We start from the raw sequence: 14311 nt of genomic DNA on the forward strand, positions 1-14311 counted from the left end.
GATCATAACCCTTGCATTCTAGCGAAAAAAAGACACGGATTGAAGATTCTTAAATAAATAAAAAAATGGTGTGAAACTATTCACACCACTTATTTTTAATCTTAAGCCGATTGAGCCATTATTGCTTCAATTTCATCCATTTCTTTTGGCACAGCAGTCGTCAAATTTTTATTACCATATTCTGTAATTAATAAATTATCTTCTATTCTAACACCAATCCCTTTATATTGTTCTGGCACATCCGCATCAGGTGAAATATAAAGCCCTGGTTCAACAGTAAGAACCATACCAGGCTCTAATGGTCTGTCTCTTTCAGTACCGTAATTTCCGACATCGTGTACATCCAATCCTAACCAATGTCCTAAACCGTGCATGTAAAACTGACGATAGGCTTTATCTGCTAACAACTGTTCAACATCACCTTTTAATACACCCAAGCGAACTAAGCCTTCTACCATAATGCGACAGACTTTTTCATTAGCAATTTTAATTGAACTGTTAGGAACGAGTAACTCTATGGCGGCTTTCATTGAATCCAAAACGATCTGATATATTTCACGTTGAGCGGGTGAGAATTTTCCATTTACGGGGAATGTTCTAGAAATATCGCCTGCATACATAGCAAATTCTGCTCCTGAGTCAATCAGTAACAAATCACCATCTTTTAATACTTGATCATTTTCTGTGTAATGTAAAATACAACCATTATGCCCCCCTGCTACAATGTGATTATAAGCAGGGAATCTAGCCCCAAAGCGAGAAAATTCGTATTGTAACTCCCCTTCAATTTCCATTTCATAGCGATTAGGACGAGTTTGTTTCATTGCTCGAATATGCCCTAGAGCAGAAATCTGCCCTGCTTGTTGCATTAACGCAATTTCATTTTTGGATTTAAACAAACGCATTTCAGAGAGCATTGGTTGCCAATCAATTACATTATCCCAATCAATACTGAATGTTTTAGATACAATCTTATCCCCCCACTCTTGCAAACCTTTTGCATAATAACAAGCGGTAAGATCTCTCAATTTTTTTGCAAAAATAGCATCGATATCATCAATATTATATGCTTCATCAATATTTAATTGCTGTGGGGCTGCAATAGTACCTAAACGACGTCCATGCCATGTTTCCATTTCAGGATTTTTCTCACGTAAGAAAATAATACTTTCATTTTTTTCTGCTGCTTTAATCAATAATAAGACTGATTTAGGTTCTGCAAATCCCGTCAGATACCAAAAGTAACTATCGGGGCGGAATAAATATTCATTATCACTATTGCGACGCTTTTCTGTTTCTGTAAAAACAATTAATGCAGAGTTATCTTGCATTTGTTCAAATACACGTTGGCGTCTTTCTATAAATTCACTATCTGGTAATTTTTGAAGATAAGCTAAATCCATTTTAATCTCCTACTAAATCTGGGTAAAAAATAATTAAAATTTTGATAAATTATAGCATGAAAAATAAAACTCACTTTATAAATTATTGGACAATCTCCATCGGTAAAGAGAGAATAAAATAACAGATTTAAGGAGATTATTATGATAACGATTGAACAATTCCAAAATGTTGTAGCTAAGCTGAGAGATCCCGTATCAGGCTGTCCTTGGGACATCAAACAAAATTTTGACTCAATGCTTCCTCATCTTTTAGAAGAAACCTATGAAGTCGCTGAAGCTATTCACACTCAAGATCGCTCATCTCTACGCGAGGAATTGGGCGATTTATTGCTACAAGTCGTATTTCTTAGCCAATTAGCTAAAGAAGAAGGTTCATTTACATTCCAGGATGTCCTTAATGATATCCATGATAAATTGATTTATCGACATCCCCATGTATTTGGAAATGAATCAGCAAAAAATAGCGAAGAAGCACTAAAGCATTGGGAACAGCAAAAATCCAATGAAGCTAAAAGGAAAGAACAAGAATCTATTCTTGATGATCTTCCTTTTGCTCTCCCTGCTTTAACAAGAGCACAAAAAATACAAAAACGTTGTGCTAACGTAGGATTTGATTGGGAAAAACCGCAAGATGTTTTTGATAAGGTCCAAGAAGAATTAGCAGAAGTACAAGAAGAAATGAATCGAAAAGATTTATTACCTGAAAAATTAAATGAAGAATTAGGTGATTTGCTTTTTGCAACTGTAAATCTTTGTAGACATTATAATTTTGATGCTGAAACGAGTTTACGCAATGCCAATATCAAATTTGAAAATCGTTTTAAGAAAATTGAAAAGATCTTGAAATCAGAAGGAAAAAATTTGAATACTACCTCACTTGCAGAATTAGATATTTTATGGAATAGAATAAAAACTATGGAATAAATAAGCAAATTTATGTAAAGTAAGCATGATTTTTACAATTTATAAAGCAACAACTAGGATAGAATCAAATGGAAAAAATGCCGACATCTAAAATTTTACTTGTTGATGATGATATAGAATTAACAGAACTCCTTGCTGAATTATTATCACTAGAAGGATTTTATATTCAAGTTGTACATAATGGACAAGAAGCACTAAATAAATTGGAATCAGAAAGTTATGATATTATATTATTAGATGTCATGATGCCAGTGCTAAATGGGATTGAAACTTTAAAAAGAGTTCGTCAAAAATATACTCTCCCTGTTCTTATGTTAAGTGCTAGAGATGATGAAATTGATCGTGTATTAGGTCTAGAACTTGGCGCAGATGACTATTTACCTAAGCCATTTAATGATCGAGAATTAGTTGCTCGAATTAAAGCTATTTTACGTCGTACTGGTTCTGTTGAGGGATTAACTGACCATTTATCAGAAATAGAAGAAAAAGAACAAAAAAAATTACAATTCGGTGGAGTGGAACTTCATCCTGGAAGACAGCAAGCCATATATAATGGTGAAGATTTAGATTTAACTGGTACAGAATTTGCTTTATTACAAATATTAATAAGTCATCCTGGTCAAATTCTATCTAGAGAGTTACTGAGCTTAGAAATTTTAGGAAAACGTTTAACTCCTTATGATCGAGCAATTGATATGCACATTTCAAATTTACGCAAAAAATTACCAGAGCGTGATGATAATCTACCTTGGTTTAAAACTCTGAGAGGAAGAGGATATCTTCTTGTTACCGAAAAATAAATGAAAAGGTAGTTTCTTATCATTAGAGAAACTATTCTTTTAATGATTAGATTAAATGATATGATTAAATTTTGGAATAAAATTAAAACATTACATACTTATTTTGTTTATCAAATTTTTGTATCTTTTGTTGTAATTGTTTCTCTTATGATAGGTATTGCACTTATCTTACCAAACTTTGATGCTCGAGTATTTAATCCTATTGAAAAAAGAGAATTAGTATTTTTTCAAAATGAGAGTATTAATACTCAATTAGAATACAATTTAGATGAGTTATTCAGAAGAAATCTGACGGTTTCTACAATTAATGGATTTGATGTTATACTTTTTGACCCAATTACTCAAAAAATAAGTGGCGTAAGTAATTCAGATTTAAATATATTATATGCCTTTATTTTAGAAGCCCAAGATCCCGAAAAACCATTACAACGTCGATTTGACTCTTTAGAAATTTATGGACCATTTGTTATAGAATCAAGTAGCCGAAGCTATTATCAGTATTTTATTATACAGACGGATGAACAAATTTCTTTTATTGATAAGGTATTTGATCGAATTTTTGATTCCCCTCTTTTAATGCTGATTTTACTACTGCTCATGTCACTACCTCTCTTATTATGGTTATCAATGAGAATGGCAAAACCAGTGAAAGCTTTACGTTTATCAGCTGATGCAGTTGCTAGAGGCAATTTAGTTGTTAATCCTAAATTAGAAAATGAAGGAATTCATGAGCTCAGATTAGTGGGAAACAGTTTTAATAAGATGATAAGATCTCTACAAGAACTGACAACGTATCAGCAACGTTTGCTCTCTGATATTTCTCATGAATTAAAAACCCCATTAACGAGAATGCAATTAGCAGTATCTTTATTGAGACTGAGAAATGGGGAATCTAATGAACTGACTCGAATTAGTAATGAAATTCAGAAATTAGATACCATGATACATGATTTACTCTCCTTATCTAGAAATCAATTAAATCAACACATTAATAGAGAGATTTTTCAAATTAATAAAATTTGGGAAGATGTGTTTGAAGACGCAAAATTTGAAATAGAGCAAAATAAGTTAAGCTTTTCTACAGATATAGATATTAGTGAATCATCCCAATACTATATTAATGGTAATCTCTCTGCACTTTCTAGTGCGGTAGAAAATGTGATTAGAAATGCGCAAAAATATGCACAGACCTTAATTGCCGTCAAAATATATATTGAAAAAAATTGGCTTATTATTACAGTTGATGATGATGGAATAGGTGTACCTGAAGATCAATACGAAGAGATCTTTAGACCTTTTGCTAGAGTACAAGAAGATAGAGCAAGGCAAACAGGGGGAACTGGATTAGGGTTGGCTATAGTTTCTAATGCTGTAAATCAACATTCTGGCTCTGTTATTGCAGAAAAAAGCCATCTTGGAGGACTTAGAATAAAAATAGAGTTGCCTCTATGGTTTGACTAACTACTATAATTAAGGAATGTCATGATATTAACAAACCTAGAACTGGAATGCATTTTAAATGAAAAATTAAGTAGTTCTATGATTTCTGATTATGCACCAAATGGATTACAAGTTGAAGGGAAATCAGAAATAAGAAAGATTGTTACTGGCGTAACAGCCTCACTCCCTTTAATACAAGCAGCTATTGAACGAAATGCTGATGCTATATTGGTTCATCATGGCTATTTCTGGAAAAATGAGAATCCATGTATTAGAGGAATGAAAGGGCGAAGAATCAAAGAATTATTAACACATGATATTAACTTGTTTGGCTATCATTTACCTTTGGATGTACATCCGGAATTAGGTAATAATGCACAATTAGCAAAATGTATTGGGGTAACTAATTTGCAAGGGCTTGAAGATAAACCTTATTCTATCCCTGTCTATGGTGAGCTAGAGAGTCCAATTTCTGCACATGATTTAAAGCTAAAATTAACATCCTTATTAAAACATCAAGTTATTTTATGTGATGAATTTATTGATCAATATCCTTCCAAATTGATAAAAACTGTTGGTATTTGTACTGGTGGCGGACAAGGATATATTGACCTCGCAGCAAGTAAAGGTATCGATGCATTTATTAGCGGTGAAATTTCTGAACAAACTACTCATTCAGCAAGGGAGCAAGGAATTTATTATTTTGCTTGTGGCCACCATGCAACCGAACGAGGTGGAATTAAAGCATTGGGCGAATGGCTCTCAGATGAATATAATATAAATGTAGAATTTATCGATATAAATAATCCCGCATAATAAACAATTTTTTATCAAAAAATAAAAAGGAGATAAGTAATCTATCTCCTTTTTTCTAATTAAGCTTTTTCTATATGACGTTCTTTATGTCCAGTATAAATCTGACGAGGACGTACAATTTTCAAACTATCTGTTTCATGATGCATTTCTTTCCAGTTAGCAATCCACCCTACTGTTCTTGCGAGAGCAAATATTACTGTAAACATAGATGTTGGAATACCTATTGCTTGCAGAATAATACCTGAATAGAAATCTACATTTGGATACAATTTTCTTTCAATAAAGTACGGATCACTTAATGCTATACGCTCTAATTCCATTGCGACTTCAAGTAATGGTGTATTTATACCAAGTTCACCTAATACTTCATGACAAGTTTCTCTCATTACTTTTGCTCTAGGATCGTAGTTTTTATAAACTCGATGACCAAATCCCATTAAACGGAATGGATCATTTTTATCTTTAGCTCTAGCAATGTATTCTGGAATACGATCAACAGTACCAATTTCTTCAAGTATTTTAATACAAGCTTCATTAGCCCCACCGTGAGCTGGCCCCCAAAGTGATGCAATCCCAGCTGCAATACAAGCAAAAGGATTTGGTCCAGAAGATGCCACACTACGTACAGATGATGTTGAAGCATTTTGCTCATGATCCGCATGTAATGTAAAAATACGATCCATAGCTTTTTCAAGAACAGGATTAACTTCATATGGTTCACAAGGTGTTGCAAACATCATATATAAGAAATTTCCCGCATAAGATAAGTTATTCTGAGGATACATAAACGGGCGGCCAATATTATATTTATAACACATTGCCGCCAATGTTGGCATTTTTGCTAATAAGCGTACAGCTGTTTTCTCACGAGATTCTTCTGTATCATCTAACATATCGTGATAAAAGGCAGCCAAAGCACTACTTGCAGCACACATAATTGCCATTGGATGTGAATCTCGACGGAATCCTTGGAATAAACGAGTAAACTGTTCATTAACCATATAATGAGAAGAGATTTCTTTTTTAAATGTATCTAATTGCTCTGGGGTTGGCAACTCTCCTTCTAACAATAAGTAACAAACATCTAAATAGCTCTTTTGCATAGCTAACTCATCAATAGGATAGCCTCTATGTAACAAGATGCCTTGATTACCATCGATATAAGTAATACTAGATTCACATAATGCTGTTGATGTAAGGCCTTGATCATAGGTAAATAATTTTTCTTTTTGCAAAGATTCAACACCGATAGCATCGTAGCCTAAATTACTTTGATACACAGGCAATTCAAATGTGCGCCCATCGCTCAAATGTAACTCAGCTTTTAATGTTGGATGTAGTTTTGGCATATCAATCCCCTTTTAGTTATAATTTTTTAATTAAAATAATATTACAGTTCAATTTTTCCTATACTGAAGTTTGAAAAATTACATCATCTGCTTTTTCCACATAGCTATTGATTTCATTAAAGTTCATGTAACGATAAGTATCATCTTTATCATCACCTAACCCTTTCACAACAAAATCTAGATATTCTTCTGGTGTTGGTAACTTACCTAAGATAGCACAGACAGATGCAAGCTCTGCTGAGGCAAGATAAACAAACGCACCTTTACCCATACGATTTGGGAAGTTTCTCGTTGAAGTCGAAACCACTGTGGCACCGTCAGCAACTCTTGCTTGGTTACCCATACATAAAGAGCACCCAGGTACTTCTACTCTTGCACCATTTTTACCATAAATATTGTAGTATCCTTCTTCAATTAATAATGATGCATCCATTTTTGTTGGTGGAACAATCCATAAACGAGTTGGGATTACATCTTGATTTTTTTGCAATAATTTCCCTGCTGCACGGAAATGTCCAATATTGGTCATACAAGATCCTATGAATACTTCATCAACAGTATCGCCTTGTACTTCTGATAATTTTCTCGCGTCATCAGGATCATTTGGTGCACACACGATAGGTTCTTTAATATCATTTAGATCAATTTCTATAACAGCTGCATATTCCGCATCTTTATCTGCTTCCATTAATTCTGGATTAGCGACCCATTCTTCCATTGCTTTAATACGACGTTCTAATGTTCTAGCATCGCCATATCCTTCAGCAATCATCCATTTCAATAAAACAATATTTGAATTTAAGTACTCAATGATTGGTTCTTTATCAAGTTTTATCGTACACGCTGCTGCAGAACGTTCCGCTGATGCATCAGAAAGCTCAAAGGCTTGCTCAACTTTAAGATGCTCTAATCCTTCAATTTCTAAAATACGACCTGAGAAAATATTTTTCTTACCTGATTTTTCAACCGTTAATAAACCCTCTTGAATCGCATAGTAAGGAATGGCGTGGACTAAATCACGTAACGTAATACCTGGTTGCATTTCACCTTTAAAACGAACTAATACAGATTCTGGCATATCAAGAGGCATAACCCCCGTTGCTGCTGCGAAAGCAACAAGTCCTGAACCAGCAGGGAAAGAAATTCCAATTGGGAAACGAGTATGAGAATCCCCACCTGTCCCCACCGTATCTGGTAATAACATACGGTTTAGCCAAGAATGGATAACACCATCACCTGGACGTAAAGAAATACCGCCACGATTCATAATAAAATCAGGAAGGGTGTGATGTGTCACAACATCAACTGGTTTTGGATAAGCCGCTGTATGACAGAAAGATTGCATAACAAGGTCTGATGAGAATCCTAAACATGCTAAATCTTTAAGTTCATCTCTGGTCATAGGGCCTGTGGTATCTTGTGAACCCACACTTGTCATTCTTGGTTCACAATATTGACCTGCACGAATCCCTTCAACACCACAAGCACGCCCTACCATTTTTTGTGCTAGTGTGTAGCCTTTACCTGTGTCAATAGCCACTTGAGGTTTAACAAATACCTCACTTTCTGGCAATCCTAGTTCTACTCTAGCCTTGTGAGTCAATCCTCGACCAATGATAAGAGGAATTCGTCCACCTGCTCTCACTTCATCAAGTAAAACTGCAGTCTTTAATTTGAATTCAGCTAATACTTCATCAGAATCATGTTTGCACACTTTGCCTGAATAAGGATATAAATCAATGACATCCCCCATATTTAACTTATCGACATCAACTTCAATAGGTAATGAACCTGCATCTTCCATCGTATTGAAAAAGATTGGTGCGATCTTACCGCCTAACACAAATCCACCAGCTCTCTTATTTGGGATATATGGAATATCATCACCCATTAACCAAAGTACAGAGTTCGTTGCCGATTTACGTGAGGAGCCTGTTCCAACGACATCCCCTACATAAACAAGAGGGAAACCTTTTTCTTTTAGCTGTTCAATTTGTTTCATTGGTCCAACTACGCCAGGTTCATCAGGAACAATCCCTTCTCTTTCATTTTTTAGCATGGCTAAAGCGTGTAGAGGGATATCTGGACGAGACCAAGCATCTTGAGCTGGAGATAAATCATCAGTATTTGTTTCACCCGTCACTTTAAAAACAGTTAATGTTATTTTTTCTTCTAATTTAGGACGAGATAGGAACCATTCAGCATTAGCCCATGAGGTTAAAATTTCCTTAGCAAAGCGATTTCCCGCTTTTGATTTTTCAACCACATCATGAAAGCTATCAAACATAAGTAATGTTTTTGATAGTGCATCTACTGCGAGCGGAGCGACTTCTTCATCATCAAGTGCATTTAAAAGAGGTTCAATATTATAACCACCTTGCATTGTACCTAATAATTTAATTGCGTGAGATTTGGAGATAAGTGGTGATGTAGCCTGATCGGAAGCGATTGCAGCAAGAAATGCCGCCTTTATATAAGCAGCTTCATCCACTCCAGCAGGAACTCGAGTTTCAAATAACTCTAAAATAAAATCTTCCTCACCAGAGACTGGATTCTTCAACAATTCAATCAGTTGAGATGTTTGCTCCGCATTCAATGGTAATGGAACCACTCCTTGCTCTGCACGTTCTTCAACATGTTTACGATAATCATCTAAAAAAGACATAAAAACTCCACTCAAAAAATAAAATAGATACAGCTACAATATACTCATAATAGCCGAGGAAATAAAAATAGACAAAAACAAAATAAATAATATTTTACATTTTGTTAACAATATCACAATTTTTGTTAACAAAAAGCCATCTTTATACTAAAGATGGCCTCCATTCCAATATTAATATCAATCAATGAATAGTTTACTACATATTATTGATTATATCTTGTGCAAATTCAGAAGTTGATCTTAACTGGGCGCCTTCTAATGTTTCTGCAAAATCAAAAGTTACTGTTTTATTAGCAATCGTTTTTGATACTGCATTAACCACTAAATCAGCAGCTTCCAACCATCCTAAGTGACGTAACATCATTTCACCACTTAAAATAATTGAGCCTGGGTTAGCTTTATTTTGTCCTGCAATATTTGGTGCTGTTCCATGTGTTGCCTCAAATATTGCCGCTTCTGAACCAATATTTGCACCTGGTGAAATACCTATGCCGCCCACTTGTGCTGCCAGTGCATCGGATATGTAGTCTCCATTCAAATTAAGTGTTGCAATCACATCATAATTTGTTGGGTGCAATAAGATCTCTTGTAAAAAGGCATCTGCAATACTATCTTTAACGATAATTTCTTTACCTGTTTTTGGATTAATTAACTTGTGCCACGGTCCATTATTAATAGGTTCAGCCCCAAATTCTTTAGCAACTTGATATCCCCACTCTTTAAATGCACCTTCAGTAAATTTCATGATATTACCTTTATGCACTAAAGTTAAAGAGTCGCGATCATTATCAATCACATATTGCAACGCTGCTCTGACTAAGCGTTGTGTACCTTGCTTAGATACGGGTTTAATGCCAATACCGCAATCTTCTGTGAAGCGAATTTTTGTCACACCCATTTCTTTTTGTAAAAATTCAATGACTTTATCTGCTTCTGCTGAACCTGCGACCCATTCAACCCCTGCGTAAATATCTTCTGAATTCTCACGGAAAATCACCATATCAACCAATTCAGGATGTTTTACTGGGCTTGGTGTACCTTCATAGTAACGAATAGGACGTAAGCAATTGTATAAATCTAACCCTTGACGCATCGCCACATTTAATGAACGAATACCGCCACCAACTGGGGTCATCAAAGGACCTTTAATTGCAATATGGTATTCCTTAATTAAGGCAAGTGTTTCATCTGGTAACCATGTATTGTCACCATAGATTTTATTGGCTTTTTCCCCTGCATAGATCTCAAGCCACTCTATTTTACGTTTATCTTTGTAAGCTTTTTTAACTGCTGCATCAATAACATCCCTCATTGCAGGAGTGACATCTACCCCGATTCCATCCCCTTCAATAAAAGGAATAATAGGATTATTAGGAACAAGCAATGAACCATCACTATTTAGAGTAATGGCTTGACCTGATGTGGATTTTTGGACTTTATGTTGCATTAGATGGCTCCTCAAAGTAAAAGTAAAATGGACAAATTTGCGATACATCATGCAATTTACCTAAAAAATAATCTTGCCTATCTTACCAATAATTTTACAAATTGTTTACATAATTTTTGCGGGTTAAGTCAAATATTACATATTTAGTACGTATTAAATTTTACAATCTAATGCAAATTACCCTATTGACATAAAATACACATTAGAATAGATTAATAGACATCTAAACATCTAGATGTTTAAACATCTAAATATCCAAACAATATGCAAAGACAATAAAAATCAAAATAAAGTAAGGAGTCTATATGAGCTATGCAAAAGAAATTGATCTTTTAAATCAAAGCATTGCTGATCTGAACGGGAAAATTAATATTTCATTTGAATTTTTTCCTCCTAAAAATGAAAAAATGGAATCTTTACTCTGGGAATCTGTTAATCGTTTAAAAGTACTTAAGCCTAAATTTTTATCTGTGACTTATGGAGCCAATTCAGGTGAGCGTGATCGCACACACAATATCGTTAAAAATATTCAAAAGGAAACAGGCATTACGGTTGCACCACACCTTACAGGTATTGATGCAACACCTGATGAACTAAGAGAAATTGCAAAAGATTATTGGGAAAGTGGAGTACGTCATATTGTTGCACTAAGAGGTGATGAACCTGCAGGTTATGCGAAAAAACCTTTTTATGCCTCTGATTTAGTCAGTTTATTGAAAGAAGTCGCTGATTTTGATATTTCAGTTGCCGCTTATCCAGAAGTTCATCCTGAAGCAAAATCAGCACAAGCGGACTTACTCAATCTTAAGAAGAAAATTGATGCAGGAGCAAGTCGTGCGATTACTCAATTTTTCTTTGATATTGATAGCTATCTTAGATTCCGTGACCGCTGTGCAACTGTTGGCATTGATGTTGAAATTGTGCCAGGTATTTTACCCGTTTCTAATTTTAAACAATTAGTAAAAATGTCAAAAATTACCAATGTGAAAATTCCAAGTTGGATGAATAAATTGTATGAAGGATTAGATGACGATCAAACTACTCGTAATTTACTCGGTGCGAGTATTGCAATTGATATGGTGAAAATTCTGTCAAAAGAAGGTGTAAAAGATTTTCACTTCTATACATTAAATCGCTCTGAATTAAGTTACGCAATTTGCCATACTTTAGGTGCTAGACCCTCTATAAAAAACTGAAAAAAACCCCTCAAAACTCTTGAGGGGTAAATCTTTTGATCTAATTCTGGAGGTATGAATTAATGTCTTATCAAAGGAGACAAATAAAACAAGATCAAAAGTAAAGGAGGAAATAAAGTGGCTCCTCTTGCTGGACTTGAACCAGCGACATACGGATTAACAGTCCGCCGTTCTACCGACTGAACTAAAGAGGAACAAAACGGTGTGAATCTTAAGTGAAATTAAATTTCTCGTCAAAGGGTTAAAGCTAATCTTTGCAATTCTTTAATTTTACGAGTGATTTTTTCCTCATTTATTTACTGCAAATTGCACAATTTGACTGTTTAGGTAATGCCATTTCTCTTACCGAGAAATTCAATCCATCAATCACAAGCAATTTACCCGATAAAGTTTTCCCTATATTCAATAAAACTTTGATCGTTTCTAAAGCTTGCAAACTGCCAATCACTCCCACAATCGGCGCAATAACGCCCGCCTCTACACAACTGAGAACATTATCACCAAATAATTGGCTTAAACATTGATAACACGGTTCATTTTCTTGATAAAGAAAGACAGAAACTTGTCCTTCAAACCTAATCGCCGAACCTGAAATTAATGGCTTTTTAGCGGAAAAACACGCTTGATTTAATTGATTACGAATTTCGACATTATCCGTACAATCCACAACGGCATCATATTGCGGAATAAGTGTACTCAACTCCGATTGAGACAGCTTTTTATCTATCGTTTCAATTTCAATATACGGGTTTAGTTGTGATAAACGTTGCTTGGCTGATTCTACTTTAGATAAACCCACCATCTCGTCCGTATATAATATTTGACGTTGCAAATTAGATACCGAAACCGTATCAAAATCGACTAAAGTTAAATGCCCCACTCCACCACTTGCTAAATATTGTGAGGCGGAGGAGCCTAACCCTCCAAGTCCGATAATTAATACTCGACTCTCTTTCAGTCTTTCTTGCCCCTCAAAATCAACGCTTTTTAGCATGATTTGACGGTTATAACGTAGCATTTCTTGATCTGTTAATTCCATAACCTAATCTAAAAAGCCCTCTAGTAATGTGTTTAAAAATAACTTGCCATGCTGAGTAATTTGCCAATGGCTCGCTGTTTCTGTAATGTAATTTTCAGATAAAGCCCAATCCATTGTTGTCCGCACGATTTGCTCATTCAGCCCCGTATAAGCTTCAAATTGTTGTTTAGGCACAGCTTCTAACAATCTAAAACGATTCATAAAATATTCAAAAGGGCGATCTGCGAGTTCAATCGGATCTTGCTGATACAAATACTCCCCTCGCATATAGCCTTTCGGGTGTTTTGTTTTACTAAAGCGGTAAATATTTCCATCAGGGTAGCTAATTTTTCCGTGAGCCCCACAACCAATCGCTAAATAATCGCCAAACCGCCAATAATTGAGATTATGTCGGCATTGATAGCCTTTTTTAGCATAGGCTGAAGTTTCGTACTGTTCATAACCTGCTTTGATCAATAATTGATGACCTTGTTCAAATATATCCCATAAATCATCATCGTCTGGCAATGTAGGCTGGCGATAATAGAACATCGTATTCGGTTCGATTGTCAATTGATACCACGACAAATGAGGCGGAGATAATTCAATCCCGCGTTCTAAATCTGCCAAAGCTTGTTTCACAGATTGGTTAGGTAAACCATGCATTAAATCAATATTAAAACTGGTTAAACCATTTTTTGCAGCATTTTTAGCAAAACCGACCGCTTGTACCGCTTCATTATTATCATGAATTCGCCCTAATTTTAATAATTTTTCAGGCTCAAAACTCTGCACGCCCATTGAAATACGATTCACACCACCTTGTGCATAACCAATAAAACGCTCTGCCTCCGCCGTACCAGGATTAGCTTCTAAGGTAATTTCAATATTTTCTTCAAACGCAATATATTGCTGAATATTCTCTAACAAATAAGCAATACCCTCTGCTGAAAATAAGCTTGGTGTGCCTCCGCCAATGAAAATGGAATGTAATTTACGATCTTGAATCGCATCTTTATGCGAACTCAAATCCTGTTTCAAATCATTTAATAGGTGTTGTATATAGTCGGTTTCAGGAATAATACCTTTTTGAGCGTGCGAATTAAAATCGCAATATGGGCATTTTTGCACACACCACGGAATATGAATATAAAGGCTTAGGGGAGGTAAAGTGAGTTTCACAAAGATCCATTAATAATAAAAAATGGCGACATTATCCCTTGTCGCCATTCTCTTGTCTATCAATTCAGTGT

The 14311-nt window shown here is 35.1% G+C and carries 11 protein-coding genes and 1 tRNA gene; 5 read left to right on the plus strand and 7 right to left on the minus strand.

The features are described from left to right. Positions 1-101 precede the first annotated feature (101 nt). Positions 102-1403, minus strand: a complete 1302-nt coding sequence (gene pepP / locus A6A10_RS05075) for a Xaa-Pro aminopeptidase (protein WP_121121343.1) — start codon at positions 1401-1403, stop codon at positions 102-104. Positions 1404-1544: 141 nt separating this feature from the next. Between pepP and mazG the strand changes: the two genes are divergently transcribed. The 4 genes from mazG (at position 1545) to A6A10_RS05095 (ending at position 5383) form a co-directional block, all read left to right on the plus strand. Next, the gene (mazG, locus tag A6A10_RS05080; RefSeq protein WP_121121341.1) at positions 1545-2327 is read left to right on the plus strand and encodes a nucleoside triphosphate pyrophosphohydrolase; all 783 of its coding nucleotides are present in this window, start codon (positions 1545-1547) and stop codon (positions 2325-2327) included. A 77-nt stretch (positions 2328-2404) separates the two neighbouring features. Continuing rightward, complete coding sequence (locus A6A10_RS05085) at positions 2405-3127, plus strand: response regulator (protein ID WP_121122262.1); 723 nt, start codon at positions 2405-2407, stop codon at positions 3125-3127. Positions 3128-3169: 42 nt separating this feature from the next. Further along, positions 3170-4588 carry an envelope stress sensor histidine kinase CpxA gene (gene cpxA / locus A6A10_RS05090; RefSeq protein WP_229583593.1) on the plus strand — a complete coding sequence of 473 codons (1419 nt, stop codon included), beginning with the start codon at positions 3170-3172 and terminating at the stop codon, positions 4586-4588. Between the two features lie 21 nt (positions 4589-4609). Then, positions 4610-5383 (plus strand): Nif3-like dinuclear metal center hexameric protein, encoded by a 774-nt coding sequence (locus A6A10_RS05095; protein ID WP_121121339.1) that lies wholly within the window; start codon positions 4610-4612, stop codon positions 5381-5383. A 59-nt stretch (positions 5384-5442) separates the two neighbouring features. On the opposite strand, the gene A6A10_RS05100 is transcribed toward A6A10_RS05095, so the two are convergent. From A6A10_RS05100 to icd, 3 genes are all read right to left on the minus strand, one after another. After that, positions 5443-6732: a citrate synthase gene (locus tag A6A10_RS05100; protein WP_121121337.1), complete on the minus strand. Its 1290-nt coding sequence runs from the start codon at positions 6730-6732 to the stop codon at positions 5443-5445. A 58-nt stretch (positions 6733-6790) separates the two neighbouring features. After that, a complete protein-coding gene (gene acnB, locus A6A10_RS05105) occupies positions 6791-9397 on the minus strand; it encodes a bifunctional aconitate hydratase 2/2-methylisocitrate dehydratase (protein WP_121121335.1) in 2607 nt (868 codons plus the stop codon). A gap of 196 nt (positions 9398-9593) precedes the next feature. Then, the gene (gene icd / locus A6A10_RS05110; RefSeq protein ID WP_121121333.1) at positions 9594-10844 is read right to left on the minus strand and encodes an NADP-dependent isocitrate dehydrogenase; all 1251 of its coding nucleotides are present in this window, start codon (positions 10842-10844) and stop codon (positions 9594-9596) included. Between the two features lie 305 nt (positions 10845-11149). On the opposite strand from icd, the gene metF reads away from it, so the two are divergent. Further along, a complete protein-coding gene (metF, locus tag A6A10_RS05115; RefSeq protein WP_121121330.1) occupies positions 11150-12040 on the plus strand; it encodes a methylenetetrahydrofolate reductase in 891 nt (296 codons plus the stop codon). A 118-nt stretch (positions 12041-12158) separates the two neighbouring features. Here metF and A6A10_RS05120 read toward each other — a convergent pair. The 3 genes from A6A10_RS05120 to hemW form a co-directional block, all read right to left on the minus strand. Continuing rightward, positions 12159-12234 (minus strand) — tRNA-Asn (locus tag A6A10_RS05120). Between the two features lie 98 nt (positions 12235-12332). Further along, on the minus strand, positions 12333-13079 hold the full coding sequence (moeB, locus tag A6A10_RS05125; protein WP_121121328.1) for a molybdopterin-synthase adenylyltransferase MoeB: 747 nt from the start codon (positions 13077-13079) through the stop codon (positions 12333-12335). A gap of 3 nt (positions 13080-13082) precedes the next feature. Next, a complete protein-coding gene (hemW, locus tag A6A10_RS05130) occupies positions 13083-14240 on the minus strand; it encodes a radical SAM family heme chaperone HemW (protein ID WP_121121326.1) in 1158 nt (385 codons plus the stop codon). Positions 14241-14311: the final 71 nt, after the last annotated feature.

The sequence above is a fragment of the Otariodibacter oris genome (assembly GCF_009684715.1).
In the GTDB taxonomy this organism is placed as follows: Bacteria; Pseudomonadota; Gammaproteobacteria; order Enterobacterales; family Pasteurellaceae; genus Otariodibacter; species Otariodibacter oris.